Here is a 23,373-nt window from a genome sequence, read left to right on the forward strand (position 1 = left end):
CTATGGTTCCAGAGGATATTATCGGACAATTGTCCATTCGAATGGGCGGATCGAGTCGCCCCTTGGATTTGCCACGCACAGATGGGAGCGGGAGATGGCCTTGTTGGCCGACGGCGTGAGTGAACTCTTCATCGACGGCAAGATGTCGGCGGGCGGTGCCGGTATCTTCCCGACGGTCAACCCGGCGACCGAAGAAGTGCTGGGAGTCGCGGCCGACGCCGATGCCGACGACATGAGCCGGGCGATCGAGGCCGCGCGTCGCGCTTTCGACGACACCGACTGGTCGCGCAACACCGAACTGCGGGTGCGGTGCGTGCGCCAGCTGCGCGAGGCGATGCTGCAGCACCTCGAAGAATTGCGGGAGATGACCATCGCGGAAGTCGGCGCGCCGCGGATGTTGACCAGCATCGCTCAGCTCGAGGTCCCGGTCAACGATCTGGCGTTCGCGGCCGACACCGCCGAATCCTACGAATACAACCGGGATCTCGGCGAGGCCAAGCCGATGGGCATCCCTACCCGGCGCACTATCGCCCGTGAGGCCGTCGGCGTGGTCGGTGCCATCATGCCGTGGAACTTCCCCCACCAGATCAACCTGGCCAAGATTGGGCCGGCGCTGGCGGCCGGAAACACTGTCGTACTCAAGCTCGCCTCCGACACCCCGTGGTGTGCCGCGGTGTTGGGCGAACTCATCGCCGAGCACACCGACTTCCCGGCTGGGGTGATCAACATCGTCACCTCCAGCGCCCACAGCGTCGGTGCGATGTTGTCCAAAGACCCTCGGGTGGACATGGTTTCGTTCACCGGGTCGACGGCCACCGGCCGCGCCGTGATGGCCGACGGCGCCGCGACCATCAAGAGGGTCTTCCTCGAGCTGGGTGGCAAGTCGGCGTTCCTTGTTCTCGACGACGCCGACCTGGCCGGTGCGGTGGGAGTGGCGGGCTTCTCGGTGTGCATGCATGCCGGGCAGGGATGCGCGATCACCACCCGCCTGGTGGTGCCGCGGGCCAAATACGACGAGGCCGTCTCCATCGCGGCCGCGACGATGGGCGGCATCAAGGCCGGTGACCCCACCGACCCGGGAACCGTTTGCGGCCCGGTCATTTCCGCGCGCCAGCGGGACCGGATCCAGGGTTATCTCGACTCGGCGATCGCCGAGGGCGGCACGTTTGCCTGTGGGAGAGGCCGGCCGGCCGACCGCGAGGTCGGTTTCTTCATCGAGCCCACCGTGATCGCGGGTCTGGGTAACGACGCCCGCGTGGCGCAAGAGGAGATCTTCGGTCCGGTGCTGACCGTGATCCCGCACGACGGCAACGACGACGCGATCCGCATTGCCAACGACTCGGCGTACGGCTTGTCGGGCACGGTGTTCGGTGCCGATCCCGAGCGGGCGGTGCGCGCGGCCGCGCGGGTACGCGCCGGAACCATCAATGTCAATGGCGGGGTGTGGTATTCGGCCGATGCGCCGTTCGGCGGCTACAAGCAATCCGGCAACGGCCGCGAGATGGGGCTGGCCGGGTGCGGGGAGTACCTGGAGACCAAGACCATCGCGACAGCGGTCTGACCGGAGGAGCCGAGCATGAGATTCGAGAACAAGGTCGCCATCGTCACCGGATTGGGCGGTGGCATCGGCCAGGCCTACGCCGAGGCGCTGGCCCGCGAGGGCGCGGAGGTTGTCGTGGCCGACATCAATGCCGGGGCGGCCGACGGGGTGGCCAAGCAGATCTGCGCCGACGGCGGGACCGCCCTGAGCATCCCGGTGGACGTCTCCGATCCGGAGTCGGCCAAGGCGATGGCCGACCGCACGCTGGCCGAGTTCGGCGGCATCGATTACCTGGTCAACAACGCGGCGATCTTCGGTGGCATGAAGCTGGACTTCCTGCTCACCATCGATCCCGAGTACTACAAGTAGTTCATGAGCGTCAACCTCGACGGCGCGCTGTGGTGCACCCGCGCGGTCTACAAGAAGATGTCCAAGCGTGGCGGCGGGGCCATTGTCAACCAGTCCTCCACCGCGGCCTGGCTGTACTCGAACTACTACGGTCTGGCCAAGGTGGGTATCAACGGCCTGACGCAGCAACTGTCGCGCGAGCTGGGCGGGCGCAACATCCGGATCAACGCGATCGCCCCCGGGCCCATCGACACCGAGGCCAATCGGACCACCACGCCCAAGGAGATGGTCGACGACATCGTCAAGGGACTTCCGTTGTCGCGCATGGGAACTCCCGAGGATCTGGTCGGCATGTGCCTGTTCCTGCTGTCCGACGAGGCCAAGTGGATCACCGGGCAGATCTTCAACGTCGACGGCGGACAGATAATCCGATCATGACCGATCTGAAGCTGGGCTATATCGGGCTGGGCAACATGGGCGCCCCGATGGCCACCAAGATGACCGAATGGCCGGGCGGGGTAACCGTTTACGACATCCGGGTTGAGGCGATGACGCCGCTGGCTGAAAAGGGTGCCGGCATCGCCGACAGCGTCGCCGATATCGCCGCGGCCGACGTCATCCACATCACCGTGCTCAACGACGCCCAGGTGCGTGAGGTGGTCGCGGAGTTGGCCGCCCACGCCAAGCCCGGCACCGTCATCGCGATCCACTCGACGATCAGCGACACCACCGCCGTCGAGCTGGCGGCCGAACTCAAGCCGCGCGACATCCACGTCGTCGATGCACCCGTCAGTGGTGGCGCCGCCGCGGCGGCCAAGGGTGAGCTCGCGACGATGGTGGGCGCCGAGCGCGCGGTGTACGAGCGGATCAAGCCGGCATTCAAGCACTGGGCGTTGGTGGTCATCCATGCCGGTGAGCCGGGTGCGGGCACCCGAATGAAGCTGGCCCGCAACATGTTGACGTTCACCTCCTACGTGGCGGCGTGTGAGGCCATGAAGCTCGCCGAGGCGGCGGGCCTGGACCTGCAGGCGCTCGGCCGGGTCGTCCGCCATACCGACGCGCTCACCGGCGGTCCGGGGGCGATCATGGTCCGGGAAGACATGAAAGATCTTGAGCCGGATAGCTTCCTGTACGAGCCTTTCCTGCACACGCGTGGGCTCGGTGAAAAGGACCTGAGCCTGGCGCTCGCACTGGGCGAGGCGGTATCGGTCGACTTGCCGCTTGCTCAGCTGGCATACGAACGACTGGCCGCCGGCCTTGGCGTACCCCACACAGAGAAAGAGTCGTAATGGACGAGCTGCGCCGCAAGGGCCTCGACAAGATGAACGAGGTGTACGGCTGGGAGATGCCCAATATCGAGGGCGACCCGTACTTCGACCTGACCGTCGACCACCTCTTCGGCAGCATCTGGACACGGCCGGGATTGTCGATGCGCGACAAGCGCCTGATGACGCTGACGGCGGTGACCGCGATCGGCAATCGTGACCTGGCCGAAATCCAGATCAACGCAGCACTTCTCAACGGTGAGCTCAGCGAGACGGAGCTGAAGGAGATGGCGGTCTTTTTGACCCACTATCTCGGGTTCCCGCTGGGCTCGGCGCTCAACGGCGCGGTCGATGCGGTCGTGGCCAAGCGGAAGAAGGCCGCGGCCAAGGGCGCCGGCGAGGACAAGAAGGCCAACGTCGAGGGTGCGCTGAAGATGCACTCGGGGAAAAACGACTAAGCCCGCCGAGCAGACGCAACGTGCCTTTCAGTACGGTTGGCCGCCCTCGGGCATCACGTATTCCGAGGGCGGTCCGTAGACACCGTTGACGGTGGTGCCGCCGTTGATCATTCCGGCAGCCATCTCCAACATGCTCTGGGGGAAGCCAAGACTCGGCTTGGTCAGCTGTCGAGCCGGGCCAACTCCTCGGCGGACAGGTGCACGTCGACGGCGCGGAGATTGTCGTCGAGCTGGGCGAGGGTACGTGCCCCGATGATGATCGACGAGACGGCGGTCTGGGCGTGCACCCACGCCAGCGCCACGGCGGCGACGTTCGTATCGTGCGCTTTGGCGATGACCTCGAGTTCGTCGATGACCGCGTAGGTCCGCTCGGTGAGCGAGCTGGCCACCAGCGCGCCGCGATCGGCGTTGTGCTGACCGGCATTCCGCCGGGTGTACTTGCCGCTGAGCACACCGCTTTTCAGCGGCGACCACGGGGTGATGCCGAGGCCGAATTCGCTGGCCATCGGAACCAGCTCACGTTCGACGGTGCGTTCCAATAGCGAGTATTCGATCTGCAGGCCGATGAACGCCGGCCAGCCGCGGAAGCGGGCGATCAGGTTGGCCTCGACGATCTTCCACGCCGGCGTATCCGACACCCCGATGTAGCGAACCTTCCCGGCCGCGACGAGGTGGTCGAGTGCCGCCATCGTCTCGTCGATCGGGGTGTTCTTGTCCCACATGTGCAGCCAGTACAGGTCAATGTAGTCGGTCTGTAGCCGCCGCAGCGAGTTTTCGCACGCGTTGATCAGCGATTTGCGACCCGCACCACCACCGTTGGGATCGCCGGGGTACAGGTTCCCGCTGAACTTGGTCGCGATCACCAGCCGATCGCGCCGTGCCGCGTGCCGCCCGACGTGGTCGCCGATGATCTTCTCGGAGTGGCTTCGGGTGTAGAAGTTGGCGGTGTCGATGAAGTTGCCGCCGCATTCGGTGTAGCGATCGATGATCTGTTGAGACTCTTCCACGCTGGTGCCCCAGCCGAGGTCTTCACCGAACGTCATCGCGCCCAGACACAGGGGGCGGACGCGCAAGCCGGACCGTCCGAGTGTCACGTATTGATCCAGAGGCATGGTGGCCGCTTCCTGGTAGATTGTTCGGATATGAGGTTGTTCGCTTATAAACTAGTTCACTACTGAACGATCTGGCAAGTCGATGTCTGCGGTTGGTGCGGCCAAGATCTGGTCTCTGAACTATCGGGTGCTGGTCTCGGTGATTTCGAGTGCCGAGGCCGATATCTGCGCGGTGGGGCTCGAGTCCAAGGAGCTGTTTCTGCTCGCCGAGATCGACGAGCACCCCTACCCGGCCGAGTTGGCCGCTGCGTTGAGCATGCCCAAGGCGACGGTGACGCTGTATCTGAAGCGGCTCGAGGCCGCCGGATTCGTGCGCCGCGAGATCGACCCGGCCGATCTACGGCGCCATCGGCTGCTGCTGACCTCGACCGGGCGCCAAGCCGTCGCCAAGGGTCTGGCGCTGCTGTCCGACGAGTTCGACAAGCGCCTCGGCCGGCTCACTCCGGCCCAGCAGAAGGACCTCAAGAACCTGCTCGAGAAGATCCTGTAACGCCGTGCCGCTAGTCTGACCTGTCGTGCGCGTTCTGGTGATCGGCTCCGGTGCCCGAGAACATGCCCTGCTGCTGGCTCTCAGCAGAGACCCGCAGGTCACGGGGTTGATCATCGCTCCCGGCAACGCCGGCACGGCCCGGTTGGCCGAGCAGCACGACGTCGACATCAGCTCCGGTGCGGACGTGGTGGCGCTGGCCCGCGACGTCCGGGCCGACCTCGTCGTCATCGGCCCCGAGGTTCCGTTGGTGCTCGGCGTGGCCGACGCCGTCCGCGCCGCCGGCATCGCCTGCTTCGGGCCCGGCAAGGACGCGGCCCGCATCGAGGGGTCGAAGGCGTTTGCCAAGGAGGTGATGGCGGCCGCCGGGGTGCGCACCGCCGCCAGCGAAATCGTGGACAATCCGGCGCATTTGGATGCGGCCCTGGACCGGTTCGGACCTGCGGCCGGCGATCCGGCGTGGGTGGTCAAGGACGACGCCCTGGCCGCCGGCAAAGGCGTGGTGGTGACGCCGGATCGCGATGCCGCCCGCGCCCATGGCGCCGCCCTGCTGGAGTCGGGTCATCCCGTATTGCTGGAGTCCTTCCTCGACGGCCCCGAGGTGTCGCTGTTCTGTGTGGTCGACGGTGAAACCGCGGTGCCGCTGCTGCCGGCACAGGATTTCAAGCGGGTGGGAGACGGTGACGTCGGCCCCAACACCGGCGGGATGGGCGCCTACGCGCCGCTGCCCTGGCTGCCCGACGACGTGTACCGTGAAATCGTCAGCGGGATCGTCGAACCCGTTGCCGCCGAGATGGTTCGGCGCGGCAGCCCGTTCTGCGGATTGCTCTATGTCGGACTGGCGATCACCGCAAAGGGGCCGGCGGTGGTCGAATTCAATTGCCGCTTCGGCGATCCCGAGACCCAGGCGGTGCTGGCCCTGCTGGACTCTCCGCTCGGACAGCTGTTGCACGCCGCCAGCACCGGCGCGCTGGCCGGGTTTGGGGAATTGCGCTGGAAAGCCGGCGCGGCCGTGACCGTGGTGCTGGCCGCCGAGAACTATCCCGGACGCCCGCGCGTCGGCGATGTCATCGGCGGATCCGAGGCCGACGGGGTGTTACATGCCGGGACGGCGCGCAGAGACGACGGTGCGATCGTCTCGTCGGGTGGGCGGGTGCTGTCGGTGGTGGGCACCGGCGCCGACCTGAGCGATGCACGCGCCGCCGCGTATCGGATTCTCGACTCGATTCGACTGCCGGGCAGCCACTTTCGCACCGATATCGGATTGCTAGCGCAACAGGGCAAAATCCACGTCTAGAACGCCACCGCTTGCCCGTCGCGGCGCGGGTCGCTCGCCGCGACGTACCCGTCGTCGAGACGCCAGATCGCCTGGCAGCTGCCGAACGCGTTGTAGTCGTCGACCACGAGCAGGTCGTGCCCGCGCCGACGCAACTCGTCGAGTGTCGACGCCGGAAAACCTGGCTCGCAGCCGACCTGCATGCCCTGCACCCAGCGAAACCGGGGCGCGTCGCAGGCGGCTTGCGGATTCTGGCCGTAGTCGGCGATGCGGACCAACAGCTGCACGTGGCCCTGGGGCTGCATCAGACCGCCCATCACCCCGAAGCTCATCACGGGCGAGCCGTCCTTGGTCACGAAGCCCGGGATAATCGTCTGGTAGGGCCGCTTGTTCGACCCGACTTGATTCGGATGTCCTTGACTCGCAACGAAACCCGCTCCACGATTGTGCAGGGCGATGCCCGTACCCGGCACCACCACGCCGGACCCGAACCCCAGGTAGTTCGACTGGATCATCGACACCATCACCCCCGTGGCATCGGCGGCGGTGAGGTAGACGGTGCCCCCGGTCGGTGTGCCTGCCGATGCGGGCCGGGCCCGGTTGCGGTCGATCAGCGCGGCGCGCTGCTTGAGGTACTCGGTGTCCAGCAGGTCCGCGGGTCGAACCGGCATGTGGTCGATGTCGGAGACGTAGGCGTCGGCGTCCGCGAACGCCAGCTTGAGCGCCTCGATCTGCAGGTGCACGCTGTCCGCGGAATCGACCGGCAGGCAAGACATGTCGAACTGCGCAAGGATTCCCAGCGCGATCAACGCGACGATGCCCTGGCCATTGGGCGGTATCTCGTGAACGGTGTAGCCGCGGTAGGTTCCGCTGATCGTGCCCACCCAGTCGGCGCGATGGGCGGCGAGGTCCCCGGCCCGCAGTGCGCCGCCGTGCGCCATCGCGTGCGCTTCGAGTCGGGCCGCCAGTTCCCCGCCGTAGAACGACTGGCCGTTGGTTGCGGCAATCTTTTCCAAAGTGGTCGCTTGGTCGGGAAACCGAAAGCGCTCACCGGGTTTCGGTGCCCGCCCGCCGGGCAGAAACGCCTCGGCGAAGCCCGGCTGCGATTCGAACGCCGGGACTTGGGCCGCCCACTGCTGCGCGATCGTCGGCGATACCGGAAAGCCGTTGCGGCCGTAGGAGATCGCCGGCTCGAAGAGCCGCTCGAACGGGAGTTTGCCGAACTTGGCGTGTAACTGGACCCATGCCGACACCGCTCCCGGCACGGTCACCGAATTCCAGCCCAGCACGGGAACACCGTTGCCGCCGAAGTACTCCGGCGTCCACGCCGCCGGCGAATGGCCGGAGGCGTTCAACCCGTGCAACTGCTTGCCGTCCCAGACGATCGCGAACGCGTCCGAGCCGATGCCGTTGGAGACCGGCTCCACCACGGTCAGCGTGATGGCGGTGGCGACGGCCGCGTCGGCGGCGCTGCCGCCCTCGGCGAGCATCCGAAGACCCGCTTGGGCGGCAAGCGGTTGCGATGTGCTCACGACGTTCGATCCCAGGACGGGCTTTCGTGGCCAGGCGTATGGGAAGTTCCAGTCGAACGGCGCGCTCACCCACGTGAGCGTAGCGTTACGGCTTAATGCGTTGCCGACAGGGCTTATGCCGTCAACAGCGGTGCCATCCAGGTCAGTTCGGCCGGCAGCTGCGCGCTCCAGAACGCGGGGTTGTGCCCGCCGGGTGAGAAGCCGCCCGCGGGCGGGTTCGGCAGCTGGGCGATGAATTGCTTGGTCGCGTCGTAGAACGGATCACTGTCGCCGCAGTCGATCCGGATCGGAATGGACGCCAGCGCCGGCATTCCGAACACCGAATTCGCGGCGAAGTCGTCAGGCCCGTCGAAAGCGCCGGGCGCGGCTGCCCCCGACGACATCCACAGCGCCGGGCTGACCGCACAGATCGCCGCCGTGCGCGCGGGCCCCAGCCGGCCGCCGAGCAGCAATGCGCCGTACCCACCCATGGACCAACCCAAAAACGCCACCCGGGAGGTGTCCAGCCGCTGGCCGTCCAGCATCGGAAGCAGTTCGTTCAACACCATCGTGCCGGAGTCTTCGCCCGAAGATCGCTTGTGCCAGTAGCCGCCACCGCCGTCGACGGCGACGACGGCGAACGGCGGTAGTCGGGCATTGACGGCCTGGGCCAGACCCTGCTCGACGCCGCCGGCCATCACGGTGGCCGCGTCACTGCCCTTGCCGTGCAGTGCGATCACCGGACGCAGCGCCTTGGTCTGCCCCGGCGGCCGCGCGATCGCCCAGTTCGTGGAGACCCCGCCGCGTGCCGCCGACGCGAAGGAGCCCGTCGTCATCGTCGGCGCCGGGTCGCCGACGGGAGCCGGCTCCAGGGGAGCGGTGGGCGCGGGAGCCAACGGAACCTGCGTGCTGGCCGTCGACACCGGAATGTTGCGAGTTGTACTGGTGTGTAACAGGTTCTCGAGCACGAACGCGCCGGTCGCACCTATCGCTGCGCCGGCACCAAGACCGAGCACCGCGCGGCGGCTCAAGTCGGGCATGCGGGCCATCATGCCATGTTGGTTCGGCGGGCCGTTTAGCGGAAATGGCAATGCAGTACCACTTGGACTGGCACGATGGTCACTCGTGACTGCAGCGGTTACTCCGAAAAAAGAACGTCGACGGTATGCGCTAGTGAGCGCCGCCGCCGAGCTGCTTGCCGAAGGCGGGTTCGAAGCGGTGCGCCACCGGGCCGTCGCACAGCGGGCCGGTCTGCCGTTGGCGTCCACTACTTATTACTTCTCGTCGCTCGACGATTTGATCGCGCGCGGTCGAACACATCGCGATGATCGAGGTCGCCCAGCTGCGAGCCCGGGTCAACGCGTTGTCGCGCCGGCGCCGTGGGCCCGAGACCACCGCCGAGGTACTGGTCGACCTGTTGGTGGGCGACCTGTCCGACCAGACCCTCGTCGAACAACTGATCTCCCGCTACGAACGAAACATCGCCTGCACCCGCCTAACCGCGCTGCGCGAGACGATGCGCCGCAGCCTGCGCCAGCGGGCCGACGCCGTCGCCGAGGCGATCGAGCGGTCCGGCCGCGCCGTGCGTATCGAGCTGATCTGCGCGGTCGACGGCTCGGTGGTCTCGGCGCTGGTGGAGGGTCGTGACCCGCGGACCGCGGCGATGGGAACGGTGATCGACATCATCGACGTGCTGGCCCCGATCGAAGAGCGGCCGGTGCGGATCTGACCTGTCATCGCTCAGGCAGCGACGGCGTCACGATGTATCCGCTGGCCGCGTCCCCGTAGATCGTGATGCGGCCCGGGCAGCGCTGGGCGAAAAGCGCCACATACGCGCAGACCACGGCGTCGACCGGGTCTTCGGCGCGGCGCAGCTCGCTCTTGCGCTGCGCCGTCGCCACCCGTTTGCGCAGCTCAATCCAGTCGGGGTGATCGGCGACGCGCATCGGTACGTCGGTGCCGGCCAGCCGCTCGACCCCGTCCATCAGCAGCAATAGCTCGGAACTGAGCCGCTGCAGCGTTCGGCCGGGCTTGGCCTTGTATTTCAGGGTCCGCTCCAGCCGGAACAGTACGACGGTCGCCGCGTGCGGGTAAACCTCGATCGCGCGCCGCGCCGGCTGCGAGCGGGGATCGGCGTCGAGGCCCAGCGCCCGGGCCAGCCGCGCCGCGCGCGGACCGTTCGCGAACTCGGGTTTTCCGGTGTTGGCCGGATGCGCACCGGCTTCGAACCGGCGGAAGTCGCGGTTGAGCGCGGTCTCGGCCGGGCGCTGACCAGTGGGGTTGTTCACCACCAGCGGCGCGTCGAACCCGACCACGCACTCGCCACCGACGTAAGGGCGCAGCGCCGCCAGGATTTCGTCGTCGTCGCGGACCGCGCCGGCGCTCACCAGGCAACTTCCGGAATCGACGACGGCGACACCGGTCGGGTTGCGCATGCCCCACGCGAGGTCGACACCGGCGTAGTACATGCCGCGAGACTGTAACCACCGACGTCTCGACTGGCGCAAATGCGTTGCCGGTCGCGGTCTCGCGGTCGATAAGCTGGCCCGGTGAACATTCCGAATGTACTGGCCACCCGGTACGCCAGCGCCGAGATGGTCGGGACCTGGTCGCCGGAGGCCAAGGTGATCGCGGAGCGGCGGCTGTGGCTGGCCGTGTTGCGGGCGCAGGCCGAACTCGGTGTTCCGGTGCCCGCCGAGGCGGTCGCCGACTACGAGCGGGTGCTCGAGGACGTGGACCTGGCGTCGATTGCGGGTCGCGAGCGGGTGCTGCGGCATGACGTCAAGGCGCGCATCGAGGAGTTCAACGCGCTGGCCGGACACGAGCAGGTGCACAAGGGAATGACCAGCCGGGATCTGACCGAGAACGTCGAGCAGCTGCAGATCCGGCGGTCGCTGGAATTGGTCTTCTCCCACGGTGTGGCCGTGGTCGCGCGGCTTGCCGAGCGGGCGGTGTCCTACCGCGATCTGGTGATGGCCGGACGCAGCCACAACGTCGCCGCGCAGGCCACCACGCTGGGCAAGCGCTTCGCCTCGGCGGCTCAGGAGACGCTGATCGCGTTGACCAGGCTGCGCGAGTTGATCGACCGCTATCCGCTGCGCGGGATCAAGGGCCCGATGGGCACCGCGCAGGACATGCTCGACCTGCTGGACGGCGACGCGGTGAAGCTGGCCGAACTCGAGCGGCGTGTCGCCGAATTCCTCGGCTTCGCAACGGTTTTGAGCAGCGTCGGGCAGGTGTATCCGCGTTCGCTGGATCACGATGTGCTCTCCGCGCTGGTGCAGCTCGGTGCGGGGCCGTCGTCGATGGCTCACACCATCCGGTTGATGGCGGGGCACGAACTCGTGACGGAAGGGTTCGCGGAAGGCCAGGTCGGCTCCTCGGCGATGCCGCACAAGATGAACACCCGCAGCTGCGAACGGGTCAACGGGCTGCAGGTGGTGCTGCGCGGATACGCCTCGATGGCCGCCGAACTGGCCGGCGCGCAGTGGAACGAGGGCGACGTGTTCTGCTCGGTGGTTCGCCGAGTTGCCTTGCCGGACAGCTTCTTTGCCATCGACGGTCAGATCGAGACATTCTTGACGGTGCTCGACGAGTTCGGCGCCTACCCCGCGGTGATCGAGCGGGAGCTGGATCGCTACCTGCCGTTTTTGGCCACCACCAAGGTGTTGATCGCCGCGGTGCGGGCCGGCATGGGGCGCGAGGCCGCGCATCACGTGATCCGCGAACACGCGGTGGCAACGGCTTTGGCGATGCGGGAACGCGGTGCCGAGCCCGATCTGTTGGATCGGCTGGCCGCCGACGAGCGACTGCCGCTGGACCGCGCGGCGCTGGACGCCGCGCTGGCCGACAAGAAGGCGTTCACCGGCGCCGCCGCCGATCAGGTCGATGAGGTTGCCGCGATGGTGGATTCGCTGGTGGGCCGCTACCCGGACGCGGCCAACTACGCTCCAGGTGCGATCCTGTGACTCTCGCCGGCGCGCTCTCGGGGATAGATTTCACCGATCTGGACAACTTCGCCAACGGTTTTCCCCATGAGCTGTTCGCCGTGCACCGCCGCGAGGCGCCGGTCTACTGGCATGAGTCGACCGACAACACCCCGGACGGTGAGGGCTTCTGGTCCGTCGCGACCTACGCGGAAACCCTTGCCGTGCTGAGAGAGCCGGCGACCTACTCGTCGGTGACCGGCGGTGCGCGACCGTTCGGTGGGACGCTGTTGCAGGACCTGTCCATCGCGGGCCAGGTGCTCAACATGATGGACGATCCGCGGCATTCCCAGATTCGGCGGCTGGTCAGCTCCGGGCTGACGCCGCGGATGATCCGCCGCGTCGAAGACGACCTGCGTGCCCGGGCGCAACGGCTGCTGGACGACGTGGTGCCCGGCGAGCCCTTCGACTTCCTCGTCGACGTCGCCGCCGAACTGCCGATGCAGATGATCTGCATCCTGCTGGGAGTGCCCGAATCCGAACGGCATTGGCTGTTCGAGGCCATCGAGCCGCAGTTCGACTTCGGCGGCTCGCGCAAGGCGTCTCTGTCACAGCTGTCGGCGGAAGAGGCCGGGTCGCGAATGTACAACTACGGCCAAGAGCTGATCGCGTCGAAACGTGCCAATCCGACCGACGACATGTTGTCGGTCGTCGCCAACGCGACGGTCGAACAGGTGGACGGACCGGTCCCGTCCGATCTCGAGGTGTATCTGTTCTTCAGTGCCGGCGCGGAGACAACCCGCAACGCGGTCGCCGGCGGGCTGCTGTCGTTGGCCGAGCACCCGGACCAATTGCGCGCCCTGCGTGGGGATCTCGGATTACTGCCGACGGCGGTCGAGGAGATGGTGCGGTGGACCTCGCCGTCGCCGTCCAAGCGGCGCACCGCCACCCGTGACGTCGTTCTCGGGGGGCAGTCGATCGAAGCCGGGCAGAAGGTACAGATCTGGGAGGGCTCGGCCAACCGCGACGCCGACGTGTTCGACCGCGCGGACGAATTCGGCATCGGCCGAAAACCCAATACGCACTTGGGCTTCGGCCAGGGTGTGCACTACTGCCTGGGGGCCAATCTGGCGCGCCTGGAGCTGCGCGTCTTGTACGAGGAGTTGCTGTCGCGTTTCGGCGACGTGCGGGGTCACGCAGCCCGTCGAATGGACGCGGAGCAACCGTCACACCGGCATCCGGCACTTGGTCGTGGAACTGACCGAGGCATCGTGAGGTTCCGGCTCGCCGACGTCGAGCCGTCACCCGATGTGTTCGCCGCGGTGATGGCGACCGGAATCCTGTCCAGCGCCGCGGGCAACCACCACTACGGCGCGATCAGCGAAGGGCTCGGCATTCTCGCTTCGCTGGGTCTGGTGGTCTTGGTCGCGCTGGTTATCGTGACCGGCGCGCGCTGGGACTTCGGCGATCCCGATGTGACGTTACGGCTGTTCACGTTTGTGGCCGCCTGCGCGGTGCTGGACAGCAGGACCGGCTGGCAACCCAGCCGGTCCTGCTGTGGGTGCTGGGGCTTGCCGCGCTGGCGGCCTGGCTGGCGCTGATCGTGCTCAGCGCCCGCAACATGGCGGCGCGACGCTGGCGGGCATTGCGCCACCAGGCACACGGCGCGTGGGAGCTGGCCAGCGTGGGCAGCTCCGGTCTGGCGATCGTGGCGGGCAAGGTCGCCCGCTATACGTCGCAGCATTGGTGGTTGTCCGTGGCGGTGCCGATCTGGCTGGTAGCGCTGTGCAGCTACGCGCTGATGACCTGGCTGATCCTGTCGCGCACCGTCGCCGAGCGTCAGGATCGGGACGGCTTCGAACCCGACACCTGGATCCTGATGGGCGGCTTGGCAATTGCGACGCTGGCCGGCGACACCATCCATCGCCTGGCCCCGGTGTGGCTTGCCGGGCCGGTACTCGTTGTCACGGTCGTGACCTGGGTGGCGGCCACGCTGTGGATACCACCGCTGATCTACTTCGGCCTGCACCGCATGAGCCGTCGCCCCGAGATGCTGCACTTCGCCGGGGTGTGGTGGGCGTTCGTGTTCCCGCTGGGCATGTACTCGGCCGCCAGCTACCCGATGGCGGCCGAGCTCGGGCATCGCTCGCTGATCACCGTGTCGCTGGTCTTCTTCTGGGACGCGTTGGCAGCGTGGCTGATCGTGGTCGTCGCGGGATTGCTGCGGGCCCGGCGCGCGCTGGCCGCACGTTAGTGCCCGCGCATCGTGACCCCCGCCGAGCGCAGTTCCAGGGCCGCGAGCGCGCGGATCGTGACGGGGTCCTGGTGACGCCAGCCGCCGACCGGAACCGCGCTGATCGCGGCCAGCTTCCCCGGGGACCGATTCGTCAGCGCGTGCAGGGCCAACAACTGCTCGCCGGCCGGGGTGGCGGCCAGGGCGGTCACGGTCAGTTTACGCCGGAAGAACCGCAGTCGCAGGTAAAGCCACGGCATGTCGGTGATCAGGATCGGGGGAGCGACGACGGCCAGGGCGATCAGCACCGCGAGCCAGCCCGCCGTGGTGACCAGCTCGTGCAGGGAACCGGCGATGTCCAGCGCGGCCTGACTGGCCGAGTTGAGCGGTTTGCTGACATTGTCTCCGACGACCGGAATATGTTGTGCGCCATGGCCCGCCGAGGCAAGGTTGCTCGCGATGCTGTGGGTTCCATCCTCGACCTGGCGGCCCGCGTCGGCGATCGTCGAGATGGCGTCGTACACGGCGGTGCCGACCAGCAACCAGATCGCCGTCCAGCCGACGATGACGACGTCGCTGAACAGCTGGGCCAACAATCGGCCGGGCGTGGTGGCATAGGGCAGGAAGCGCGATGTCATAGCCTCGATCCCAGCACAGCTCCGGCCTCCGGTGGGCTTCCCGATAGGCTGGCCCGATGCGCCCTGCACTGTCGGACTACCAGCATCTGGCCAGCGGCAAGGTCCGCGAGCTGTACCGCGTCGACGACGAGCACCTGTTGCTGGTCGCCAGCGACCGGATCTCGGCGTACGACTTCGTCCTGGACAGCACGATCCCCGACAAGGGCCGCATCCTGACGGCTATGAGCGTGTTCTTCTTCGGCCTTGTCTCCGATCTTGTCCAGGCCCCCAACCACCTGGCCGGGCCGCCCGACGACCCGCGCATCCCCGACGAGGTGCTGGGCCGCGCGCTGGTGGTGCGCCGGCTGGAGATGATGCCGGTGGAGTGTGTGGCCCGCGGTTATCTGACGGGCTCCGGACTGCTGGACTATCAGGCGACCGGCAAGGTGTGCGGCATCGCGCTGCCGCCGGGGCTGGTCGAGGCCAGCAAGTTCGCCCAGCCGCTGTTCACCTCGGCGACCAAGGCCGCCCTGGGCGATCACGACGAGAACATCACCTTCGACCGGGTGATCGAGATGGTGGGCGGGGTACGCGCCAACCAGCTGCGCGACCGCACGCTGCAGATCTATGTGCAGGCCGCCGACCACGCCTTGACGAGGGGAATCATCATCGCCGACACCAAGTTCGAATTCGGTGCCGACCGCGACGGCAACCTGCTGCTGGCCGACGAAATCTTCACGCCGGACTCGTCACGGTACTGGCCCGCCGAGGATTACCGCGTCGGGGTGGTGCAGACCAGTTTCGACAAGCAATTCGTCCGCAATTGGCTCACCAGTCCAGAATCCGGCTGGGACCGGCACGGCACCGAACCGCCACCACCGTTGCCGGACGACATCATTGCCGCCACTCGGGACCGTTATATCAATGCCTACGAACGCATTTCCGGTTTGAGTTTCGGCGACTGGATCGGTCCGACCGTATGACGGACGCCGGTACCCCACCTGTGGCGAAGCGGGTGGAGACTATCCGCGAGCACCACGGCGATGTGTTCGTCGATCCGTACGAGTGGCTGCGCGAAAAGTCGAATCCCGAAGTCATCGGCTACCTCGAAGCCGAGAACGACTATGTCGACCGGTCCCTTGCCCACCTGGAACCGTTGCGGCAGCAGATCTTTGACGAGATCAAGGCGCGTACCAAGGAAACCGACTTGTCGGTGCCGACCCGGCAGGGCGACTGGTGGTACTACTCGCGCACCTTCGAGGGAAAACAATATCGCGTCCAGTGCCGTTGCCCGGTAGCCGATCCCGACGACTGGGACCCGCCGGTGCTGGACGAGAACACCGACATCCCGGGCGAGCAGATTCTGCTCGATTCGAATGAAGAGGCCGAGGGACACGACTTCTTTTCCCTGGGCACGGCCCTGGTCAGCCTGGATGCCAACCTGCTCGCCTACTCCGTCGACGTCGTCGGCGACGAGAAATACACGTTGCGGTTCAAGGACTTACGCACCGGCCAGAAGTATCCCGACGAGATCGCCGACATCGCCGGCGGAGTGACATGGGCGGCCGACAACCGGACCGTGTACTACCTGACCCTGGACGACGCCCACCGCCCGGACAAGGTGTGGCGGTATCGGCTGGGCTCGGGCGAGGCGCCGGAATTGGTGTATCACGAAGCCGACGAACGGTTTTGGCTTGGCGCCGGCCTGAGCCGAAGTGAGGCGTATGTCTTCATCGGCTCGGGCTCGTCGGTCACCTCCGAGGTGCGCTACGCCGACGCCGCGGACCCGCACGCCGAGTTCACCGTGGTGCTGCCGCGGCGCGAAGGCATCGAGTACTCGGTGGAGCACGCGGTGGTCGGCGGGCAGGATCGATTCCTGATCCTGCACAACGACGGCGCGGTGAACTTCACGCTCGCCGAGGCCCCGGTCGGCGATCCCACGCGGCAGCGCACCCTGGTCGCACACCGCGACGATGTTCGCCTCGAAGCCGTCGACGCCTTCGCCGGCCATCTGGTCATCAGTTACCGGCGTGCAGCGTTGCCGCGAATCCAGTTGTGGCCCATTGGTTCGGACGGTGAATACGGTGAGCCCGAGGAAATCGCGTTCGATTCGGAGCTGATGTCCTCAGGCCTGGGCGGCAATCCGAACTGGGTTTCGCCCAAGCTGCGGATCAGGGCGGGATCGCTCGTCACGCCGATGCGGGTCTACGACGTCGACCTGCGCACCGGTGAGCGCAACTTGCTGCGCGAGCAACCCGTGCTCGGCGACTACCGGCCAAGCGACTACGTCGAACGGCGCGACTGGGCACTTGCCGCCGACGGCACCTGCATCCCGCTGTCGATCGTCCATCGTGCCGGTCTCGAGTTTCCGGCGCCCACCCTCATCTACGGCTACGGCGCCTACGAGATATGCACGGATCCAACGTTTTCCATCGCGCGGTTGTCGCTGCTGGACCGGGGCATGGTGTTCGTCATCGCCCACGTCCGCGGCGGGGGCGAGATGGGCCGACTGTGGTACGAGCACGGCAAACTGCTGGAGAAGAAGAACACCTTCACCGACTTCGTCGCGGCGGCACAGCATTTGGTTGATTCGGGTGTGACCCGTCCGCATCAGCTGGTGGCGTTGGGCGGCAGTGCGGGTGGCCTGCTGATGGGGGCGGTGGCCAACCTGGCGCCGGAACTGTTCGCCGGGATCCTCGCCCAAGTCCCGTTCGTCGACCCGCTGACCACCATCCTGGATCCCTCGCTGCCGCTGACCGTCACCGAGTGGGACGAATGGGGAAACCCGTTGAGCGACAGCGAAGTCTATGCGTACATGAAGTCGTATTCGCCTTACGAGAACGTCGAGACCAAGAAGTATCCCGCCATCCTGGCGATGACGTCGCTGAACGACACCAGGGTCTACTACGTGGAGCCGGCCAAGTGGGTGGCCGCGCTGCGGCACGCCAATACCGATGGAAACCAAGTGCTGCTCAAGACGCAGATGGCGGCCGGCCATGGCGGCGTCAGTGGCCGCTACCGGGGTTGGCAGGAAACCGCATTCCAATACGCGTGGCTGCTAGCCGCTGCCGACGGCGACCGCTACGGCGGCGGCGAGGAGAACGATCTCGATGGCGATGCGCTGCGGTAGCCGCGTCGTCATCGACTTGGGCGGGTTGGGCATCCGGGACGCGTAGACGTTGGCCGGGAACATGGCCAGCATCAGCAGCAGGCATGCCGCCGCCGCGACCCGGGTCTCGGGAAGCAGCAGCCCGGCCGCGCCCAGCAGGTCCAGCACCCCGGTGAGGGTGACAAGCAGGCCGGGAGCGGGTAGTCGCGGCGGCACGATCGCGATCAGGTCGCGGCGCAGCGGCGGCGCGAAGTGGGCGATCCCGGTCAGGACGAACATGGCGGCCAGCCCGACGGCGATCGCCGCGGTCCAGCCGGCGAGGTAACCGACGCCGAGCAAGCCGGCGACCCGGGCGGTGATGCTGCCCAACAGCAGGGTGATCAGCGGAGCCATCTCGATTCCAACTAGACAGTGACAAGTTCCGACGCTCCAAGGTAGGCCCAGATCTAGTCACTGTCAAGTTTGCTCGGTATGCTGGCCGCCATGGACCGCCCGAATTACCACCACGGCGACCTGCGCGCGGTGATCCTGAGCCAGGCCGCAGACCTGGTGGCCGAACGCGGCGCGGACCGGGTGTCGTTGCGCGAACTCGCCCGGGCCGCGGGCGTGTCACATGCCGCGCCGGCCCACCACTTCGTCGATCGCCGCGGGCTGTTCACCGCCCTGGCCGCGCAGGGGTTCGCGCTGCTGGCCGAGGCGCTGACCGACGCGCGGGGGCACTTCGCCGACGCCGCGCTGGCCTACGTGCGGTTCGCCATCGACCATCCCGGCCACTATCGGGTGATGTTCGACAGGTCGCTGCTGGACGCCGCGGACCCCGAACTGGCCGCGGCCGAAGCCGCCGCCGGGGCCGAACTCGCGCGCGGGGTGGCGACGCTGCGCGATGCCCACGCGCGGGCCGACTCGGCGGGTGCACAGTTGGCGGCATGGTCACTGGTGCACGGGTTTTCGACGCTGTGGCTCAATGACGCGGTCAGCGCCGCGGTCAAACAGACCGACCCGATGGACACGGTGCTGCGGATCGCGACGATGCTGTTCGACGGCTGAGCGGGTAAGTCGGATCAGGTGGCCGGCAACCCGGCGGGCTCTGGATCCTGCTCGGGCTCCGGGCGCTTCATCGGCAGGAACGCCGCCGGGACGATCGTCGCCGCCAGCAATGCGACGGCCACCACGAACACCGCGGTATAGGCGTGGGAGAGGCCGTGCGTGACGGTGGTGGCGAATTGGGGGCCCAAGGTGTTCCACGCCGATGCTGAGGATTCGATCGGCATGCGTTTACCGGTGGCCTCTTGTTGCGCCGCAACCAGCCTGTTCGCGGTCACCAGGACGGGGTTGTGATTGAACAGCTGCGTCAGGACCACCGCCATCAACGCCGCCCCGATCGACCCGCTGACCTGCTGGTTGACCGTCACCAGAGTGGTCCCGCGCGCGACCTGATGGGGGGCGAGCGCCTGCAGGACCGCCGCGGACAGCGGCGTGGTGGTGCAGCCGATTCCCAGGCCCATGATCGCCAGCCCGATCAACAGCGTCGGGTTGTAGGCGGCCCCCGTGGCGACTCCCCACGTGAAGATGCCCAGGCCCGCCGCCATCACCGGGAGGCCGATCAGCACGATCTTGCCGGGTCCGTGCTTGTCCATGAAGGCCCCGGCGAGCGGCATCGTCAACACCGCGCCCAGGCCGACCGACACCAGATGCATCCCGGACTGCATCGACGTTTGGTGCATCACCAGTTGGAAGTAGCTCGGGACCAGCAGGCCGACCCCGACAAAGGGGGCGCCGAATACCAGCAGGGCCAAATTCGCGTGGGTGACCACGCGGTTCTTGAACAGCCGCAGGTCAATGAGCGGGTGTTCGGTGCGGAAGGAGTGGACGACGAACGCTGCGATCAACAACAGCCCCGTGATCGTCGGCACCAACACCATCCGGTCGGCGATCGTCTCCCACGCCGGAATGGACGACACTCCGGCCAGAAATAGCGTGACGCCGGGTGGCAGCAGCAGCACGCTGATGACGTCGAGCGATTCCGCCGGGGCGGGGCGATCTTTGGGAAAGGTGATTGTCGCCAGAACGACCGCGAGCAACCCGATCGGCAGGTTGATCAAAAAGATCCACTCCCAGCCGTAGGCGCCGACCAGCCAGCCGCCCAGGATCGGGCCGCCGATCGGACCGAGCAGGATCGGAATTCCCCCGATCGCCATCAGCCGGCCGACCCACTTCGGGCCTGTCTCCTGGGTCAGGATCACAAAGCTCAGCGGCATCAGCATGCCGCCGCCCATGCCTTGCAGCACCCGAAACGCGATGAGCGCCATGATGTTTGGCGATATCGCGCACAGTAGCGAGCCCAGCATGAACACCAGGACCGACCAGATGAACAGCCGTTTGGTGCCGAACCTGTCGGCCGCCCACCCGGTAATCGGGATTACGGTCGAAAACGCGAGCATGTAGCCGGCCACCGTCCATGAGACGACGGCCTGGGTGGAATTGAACTGGGTGGCGAAGGTGCCCTGCGCGACCGCGACGACGGTGCTGTCCACGATTGCCATCACGGCGGCCAGACCGCAGACGAACACGACGCGCAACAGCTTGGCGTCGAGCTTGTCGGGGTAGTCCCGGCCGTCCGCGGCCGCCGCACGTCCAATGGAAGCGATGGGTACTGCGACGTTGGGAGCTGCGGAACGCCCGTCCATGGCGTCGCTGAGCATACGATCGAGCATATCGAGACACCCTCGGGATTTTGTCGCTTTACCCTGATTGCCGATCCGCTAGCACCGGTTACCAGCCGCTACCGACGTCGCCAATTCGGTGCAACGCATATTCAACAAACGCCCATCGGGACGAATTCGGCGCCCCGTGCATGAATTCCGCAGACCATCCGGGTACAGATTGCAGCAGCCCAGCTCAAGGGCCTATTCGAGCGCTGACTGGGTGGCGGGCTTTTTCGGCAGAAATGCCGCCGGGATGATGGTAAATGCCACCAATATCACCGCGACCACGAAAACCGACGTATAGGCGTGTGAAAGGTCGTGCAGCAGATCAGCCGAAAAATTCGGGTCGAGTGACTGGTGTGGTATTTGTGACGGGTCGATCGGTACCCCGGTCATCGCGGCCTGCTGTTGTAACGCCGCCAGTTTGTTCGCGGCGGTGATGTCGGCGCTGCGGTTAAACTGGTTGGTCAGGATCATCGCCATCAGTGCGGTTCCCATCGAGCCGCCCACCTGATGGCTGACGCTCATCAGCGTGGTGCCGCGGGCGATCTGATGCGGCGCCAGTGCCTGCACCGATGCCACCGACAGCGGCATCATCGTGCACCCCATGCCCAGGCCCATGATCGTCAGCGCGATCAGCAGGGTCGGTGCATAGCCGGCGTGCCTGGCCACCCCGAAAGCGAACGTGCCCAGCCCGGCGATGATCATCGCGATACCGGCCAGCACGTATTTGCCCGGTCCGTGTCGATCCACCAGCGGACCGGCCAATCGCATGGTCAGCATGGCGCCGAGTCCCTGCGGGATCAGGTGCACCCCGGCCTGCATCGGCGTCTGGTGCAGGACCTGCTGGAAGTAGCTCGGGAGCAGCAGACCGGCACCGAAGAAGGCGCCGGCGAACACCAGCATCGTCACATTGGCCCGGGTGAGAACCGGATTGGCGAACAGATGCAGGTCGATCAGTGGGTGATCGGCGCGTCGCAACGCGTGCACGACGAACGCGGCGATCAGCGCCAGCCCGATGATCGCCGGTACCAAGACGCGACGGTCGGCGACCGTCCCGCAGCGCGGGATCGACGACACCGCGAACAGGAATGTCGCCAGCCCGGGTGAGAGCAGCAACCCGCCGACGACGTCGAACGTTTCCGACCGTGCGGGGTGATCTCGCGGAAACACCAACCAGGCGAGGGCGAACGCGGCCACCCCGATCGGCAGATTGATCAGGAAGATCCACTTCCAGCTGGAGGTGTCGATCAGCCAGCCGCCCAGGATCGGGCCGGCGATGGGGGCGATCAACATGGGAATGCTCAAGATCGACATCAACCTGCCCAGGCGCGCGGGCCCGGCTTCGCGCGTCATGATCATGAATCCCAGCGGCATCAGCATGCCGCCGCTGACGCCCTGCACGACGCGAAAGATGATGAGCTGCAAGATCGTTGACGCCACCGCGCACAGTAGAGAGCCCAGCACGAACGCCACCACCGAGCCCATGAAGAGCCGTTTGGTGCCGAACCGGTCGGCCGCCCAGCCGGTCAGGGGGATCACCGTCGCCAGTCCGAGCGTGTAACCGGTCATTGTCCATGCGACGACGGCCTGGCTGGACTCGAACTCGGCGATGAAGGTGCGTTGGGCGACGGTGACGACGGTGACATCCAGGATCGCCATGATGGTGGCCAGCAGGCACACCCCCGATATCCGCAACAGCGGGGCGTCCAGTTTGTGCGGATAAACTCGTTCCTCGGCGCCCAACAGCCCGGCGGGGACTGGGGGCAGCGCGGCGTCGCCCGCTGCGGAACGGGCCTTCTTCATGGCGTTGCTTAGCATATCCAACCGTTTCCCGATCGCGATGGTGGTCCGCGTTTGCTCGCGGCAATCCGCCGCCCCGCAGCGCGCCACGGGGCGCATAGTCGATGCGGCAGGCGGCCCAACTCCGTTGCGCGAACGCCACATTCCAGGCCGGCGTGACTTCTGGCATACGCGTCGATATACGCCTGCAGTCTGCGTGTCCTTCACTGTCCCGACACCTGCGCTCGTCAAACTGCGGGTGTGCCTGGAAAACTGATCGTCTCGGTCTCGGGGATAGGCGAGCGCACCCTGGACGACGTCGAGGCGTTCTGTGCACAGATGGATTCCCGCAAAGTGCCCGTTTCGTTGCTGGTGGCTCCGCGCCTGTCCGGCGACTACCGGCTGGACCACGACCCACGCACCGTCGAGTGGCTGACCGCCCGGCGCGCCGGCGGCGACGCCATCGTGCTGCACGGGTACGACGACGCCGCCACCAAGAAGCGCCGTGGCGAGTTCGCGATCCTGCGGGCACACGAGGCGAACCTGCGGCTGATGGCCGCCGACCGGGTGCTCGAGCACCTCGGACTACGCACCCGGCTCTTCGCGGCACCCGGGTGGACCGTCTCACTGGGCGTCGTCCAGGCATTGCCGGGCAACGGTTTTCGGCTGCTGGCCGATCTACATGGCGTCACCGACCTGGTGCGCCACACCACGGTGCGTGCCCGCGTGCTCGGTATCGGCGAGGGCTTCCTCACCGAGCCGTGGTGGTGCCGGATGGTGGTGTTGTCCGCCGAGCGGATCGCTCGTCGTGGCGGCATCGTGCGGGTGGCCGTGGCGGCCCGTCAATTGCGCAAACCGGGTCCGCTGCAAGCGATGCTGGACGCCGTCGACCTGGCTTCGATGTACGGATGCACGCCCACGGTGTATCGCTGGCGGTCCGACAAGGCGATCTCGGACGCGGCCTGATTAAGCCGTCTGACTGATCGCAAGATTGCGGGCACTAC

The 23,373-nt window shown here is 66.8% G+C and carries 17 protein-coding genes and 5 pseudogenes; 14 read left to right on the forward strand and 8 right to left on the reverse strand.

The annotated features are described in order from the left end of the window. The first annotated feature begins 94 nt into the window (after window positions 1-94). From T428_RS0113370 to T428_RS0113385, 4 genes and pseudogenes are all read left to right on the forward strand, one after another. Window positions 95-1,561, forward strand: a complete 1,467-nt coding sequence (locus tag T428_RS0113370; protein ID WP_025736884.1) for an aldehyde dehydrogenase — start codon at window positions 95-97, stop codon at window positions 1,559-1,561. Window positions 1,562-1,576: 15 nt separating this feature from the next. Continuing rightward, window positions 1,577-2,326 (forward strand): annotated as a pseudogene (locus T428_RS27890) (SDR family oxidoreductase). Beyond that, window positions 2,323-3,177, forward strand: a complete 855-nt coding sequence (locus tag T428_RS0113380) for an NAD(P)-dependent oxidoreductase (RefSeq protein ID WP_025736885.1) — start codon at window positions 2,323-2,325, stop codon at window positions 3,175-3,177. Before T428_RS27890 ends, T428_RS0113380 begins: the two are co-directional and overlap by 4 nt. Beyond that, the gene (locus T428_RS0113385; RefSeq protein ID WP_025736886.1) at window positions 3,177-3,611 is read left to right on the forward strand and encodes a carboxymuconolactone decarboxylase family protein; all 435 of its coding nucleotides are present in this window, start codon (window positions 3,177-3,179) and stop codon (window positions 3,609-3,611) included. The genes T428_RS0113380 and T428_RS0113385 overlap by 1 nt, the downstream gene beginning before the upstream one ends. A gap of 27 nt (window positions 3,612-3,638) precedes the next feature. Here T428_RS0113385 and T428_RS27895 read toward each other — a convergent pair. Next, window positions 3,639-4,723 (reverse strand): annotated as a pseudogene (locus T428_RS27895) (aldo/keto reductase). A gap of 82 nt (window positions 4,724-4,805) precedes the next feature. On the opposite strand from T428_RS27895, the gene T428_RS0113395 reads away from it, so the two are divergent. Together T428_RS0113395 and purD are read left to right on the forward strand one after the other, a co-directional pair. After that, window positions 4,806-5,213, forward strand: a complete 408-nt coding sequence (locus T428_RS0113395) for a MarR family winged helix-turn-helix transcriptional regulator (RefSeq protein WP_025736887.1) — start codon at window positions 4,806-4,808, stop codon at window positions 5,211-5,213. 25 nt (window positions 5,214-5,238) lie between these two features. Beyond that, complete coding sequence (gene purD, locus T428_RS0113400; protein ID WP_025736888.1) at window positions 5,239-6,507, forward strand: phosphoribosylamine--glycine ligase; 1,269 nt, start codon at window positions 5,239-5,241, stop codon at window positions 6,505-6,507. Here the strand turns inward: purD and T428_RS0113405 are convergent. Together T428_RS0113405 and T428_RS0113410 are read right to left on the reverse strand one after the other, a co-directional pair. Continuing rightward, on the reverse strand, window positions 6,504-8,087 hold the full coding sequence (locus T428_RS0113405; protein WP_025736889.1) for a gamma-glutamyltransferase family protein: 1,584 nt from the start codon (window positions 8,085-8,087) through the stop codon (window positions 6,504-6,506). The two genes, purD and T428_RS0113405, sit on opposite strands and share 4 nt — an antisense overlap. 44 nt (window positions 8,088-8,131) lie before the next feature. Continuing rightward, on the reverse strand, window positions 8,132-9,049 hold the full coding sequence (locus tag T428_RS0113410) for an alpha/beta hydrolase-fold protein (protein ID WP_025736890.1): 918 nt from the start codon (window positions 9,047-9,049) through the stop codon (window positions 8,132-8,134). Window positions 9,050-9,122: 73 nt separating this feature from the next. Between T428_RS0113410 and T428_RS27900 the strand changes: the two are divergent. Then, window positions 9,123-9,726, forward strand: a pseudogene (locus T428_RS27900) (TetR/AcrR family transcriptional regulator). Window positions 9,727-9,730: 4 nt separating this feature from the next. Here T428_RS27900 and T428_RS27905 read toward each other — a convergent pair. Then, window positions 9,731-10,465 carry a DUF429 domain-containing protein gene (locus tag T428_RS27905; protein WP_036467974.1) on the reverse strand — a complete coding sequence of 245 codons (735 nt, stop codon included), beginning with the start codon at window positions 10,463-10,465 and terminating at the stop codon, window positions 9,731-9,733. An 81-nt stretch (window positions 10,466-10,546) separates the two neighbouring features. On the opposite strand from T428_RS27905, the gene purB reads away from it, so the two are divergent. The 3 genes and pseudogenes from purB to T428_RS27915 all read left to right on the forward strand — a co-directional run. Next, a complete protein-coding gene (purB, locus tag T428_RS0113425; protein WP_025736891.1) occupies window positions 10,547-11,965 on the forward strand; it encodes an adenylosuccinate lyase in 1,419 nt (472 codons plus the stop codon). Further along, window positions 11,962-13,198 (forward strand): annotated as a pseudogene (locus T428_RS27910) (cytochrome P450). Before purB ends, T428_RS27910 begins: the two are co-directional and overlap by 4 nt. Then, window positions 13,195-14,206, forward strand: a pseudogene (locus T428_RS27915) (tellurite resistance/C4-dicarboxylate transporter family protein); the annotation flags it as partial. The pseudogenes T428_RS27910 and T428_RS27915, both read left to right, overlap by 4 nt. Here the strand turns inward: T428_RS27915 and T428_RS0113440 are convergent. Next, the gene (locus T428_RS0113440; protein WP_025736892.1) at window positions 14,174-14,794 is read right to left on the reverse strand and encodes a hypothetical protein; all 621 of its coding nucleotides are present in this window, start codon (window positions 14,792-14,794) and stop codon (window positions 14,174-14,176) included. The pseudogene T428_RS27915 and the gene T428_RS0113440 sit on opposite strands and share 33 nt — an antisense overlap. Window positions 14,795-14,850: 56 nt before the next feature. Between T428_RS0113440 and T428_RS0113445 the strand changes: the two genes are divergently transcribed. Together T428_RS0113445 and T428_RS0113450 are read left to right on the forward strand one after the other, a co-directional pair. Continuing rightward, window positions 14,851-15,756, forward strand: a complete 906-nt coding sequence (locus tag T428_RS0113445; protein WP_025736893.1) for a phosphoribosylaminoimidazolesuccinocarboxamide synthase — start codon at window positions 14,851-14,853, stop codon at window positions 15,754-15,756. Continuing rightward, the gene (locus T428_RS0113450; protein WP_025736894.1) at window positions 15,753-17,903 is read left to right on the forward strand and encodes a S9 family peptidase; all 2,151 of its coding nucleotides are present in this window, start codon (window positions 15,753-15,755) and stop codon (window positions 17,901-17,903) included. Before T428_RS0113445 ends, T428_RS0113450 begins: the two co-directional genes overlap by 4 nt. Here the strand turns inward: T428_RS0113450 and T428_RS0113455 are convergent. Next, window positions 17,832-18,275: a DoxX family protein gene (locus T428_RS0113455; RefSeq protein WP_025736895.1), complete on the reverse strand. Its 444-nt coding sequence runs from the start codon at window positions 18,273-18,275 to the stop codon at window positions 17,832-17,834. The two genes, T428_RS0113450 and T428_RS0113455, sit on opposite strands and share 72 nt — an antisense overlap. 90 nt (window positions 18,276-18,365) lie before the next feature. On the opposite strand from T428_RS0113455, the gene T428_RS0113460 reads away from it, so the two are divergent. After that, entirely contained in the window at window positions 18,366-18,929 is a 564-nt protein-coding gene (locus tag T428_RS0113460; protein ID WP_025736896.1) for a TetR/AcrR family transcriptional regulator, read from the forward strand. Between the two features lie 14 nt (window positions 18,930-18,943). Here T428_RS0113460 and T428_RS0113465 read toward each other — a convergent pair whose 3' ends face one another. Both T428_RS0113465 and T428_RS0113470 read right to left on the reverse strand, forming a co-directional pair. Beyond that, entirely contained in the window at window positions 18,944-20,584 is a 1,641-nt protein-coding gene (locus T428_RS0113465; protein ID WP_025736897.1) for a DHA2 family efflux MFS transporter permease subunit, read from the reverse strand. 204 nt (window positions 20,585-20,788) lie between these two features. Beyond that, entirely contained in the window at window positions 20,789-22,408 is a 1,620-nt protein-coding gene (locus tag T428_RS0113470) for a DHA2 family efflux MFS transporter permease subunit (protein WP_025736898.1), read from the reverse strand. 222 nt (window positions 22,409-22,630) lie between these two features. Here T428_RS0113470 and T428_RS0113475 point away from each other — a divergent pair, with 222 nt between their 5' ends. Next, window positions 22,631-23,335, forward strand: a complete 705-nt coding sequence (locus T428_RS0113475; RefSeq protein ID WP_025736899.1) for a DUF2334 domain-containing protein — start codon at window positions 22,631-22,633, stop codon at window positions 23,333-23,335. Window positions 23,336-23,373: the final 38 nt, after the last annotated feature.

Source organism: Mycobacterium genavense ATCC 51234, from assembly GCF_000526915.1.
Classification (GTDB): Bacteria; Actinomycetota; Actinomycetes; order Mycobacteriales; family Mycobacteriaceae; genus Mycobacterium; species Mycobacterium genavense.

What these genes read in the sequence shown, in the direction of transcription:
- T428_RS0113395 (WP_025736887.1), top strand. Translation starts at nt 4,806, where the DNA reads ATGTCTGCGGTTGGTGCGGCCAAGATCTGGTCTCTGAACTATCGGGTG.
- T428_RS0113460 (WP_025736896.1), top strand. Translation starts at nt 18,366, where the DNA reads ATGGACCGCCCGAATTACCACCACGGCGACCTGCGCGCGGTGATCCTG.
- T428_RS0113440 (WP_025736892.1), bottom strand. Translation starts at nt 14,794, where the DNA reads ATGACATCGCGCTTCCTGCCCTATGCCACCACGCCCGGCCGATTGTTG.
- T428_RS0113465 (WP_025736897.1), bottom strand. Translation starts at nt 20,584, where the DNA reads ATGCTCAGCGACGCCATGGACGGGCGTTCCGCAGCTCCCAACGTCGCA.
- T428_RS0113470 (WP_025736898.1), bottom strand. Translation starts at nt 22,408, where the DNA reads ATGCTAAGCAACGCCATGAAGAAGGCCCGTTCCGCAGCGGGCGACGCC.
- T428_RS0113445 (WP_025736893.1), top strand. Translation starts at nt 14,851, where the DNA reads ATGCGCCCTGCACTGTCGGACTACCAGCATCTGGCCAGCGGCAAGGTC.
- T428_RS0113380 (WP_025736885.1), top strand. Translation starts at nt 2,323, where the DNA reads ATGACCGATCTGAAGCTGGGCTATATCGGGCTGGGCAACATGGGCGCC.
- T428_RS0113385 (WP_025736886.1), top strand. Translation starts at nt 3,177, where the DNA reads ATGGACGAGCTGCGCCGCAAGGGCCTCGACAAGATGAACGAGGTGTAC.
- T428_RS0113370 (WP_025736884.1), top strand. Translation starts at nt 95, where the DNA reads ATGGCCTTGTTGGCCGACGGCGTGAGTGAACTCTTCATCGACGGCAAG.
- T428_RS0113455 (WP_025736895.1), bottom strand. Translation starts at nt 18,275, where the DNA reads ATGGCTCCGCTGATCACCCTGCTGTTGGGCAGCATCACCGCCCGGGTC.
- T428_RS0113450 (WP_025736894.1), top strand. Translation starts at nt 15,753, where the DNA reads ATGACGGACGCCGGTACCCCACCTGTGGCGAAGCGGGTGGAGACTATC.
- T428_RS0113410 (WP_025736890.1), bottom strand. Translation starts at nt 9,049, where the DNA reads ATGATGGCCCGCATGCCCGACTTGAGCCGCCGCGCGGTGCTCGGTCTT.
- T428_RS27905 (WP_036467974.1), bottom strand. Translation starts at nt 10,465, where the DNA reads ATGTACTACGCCGGTGTCGACCTCGCGTGGGGCATGCGCAACCCGACC.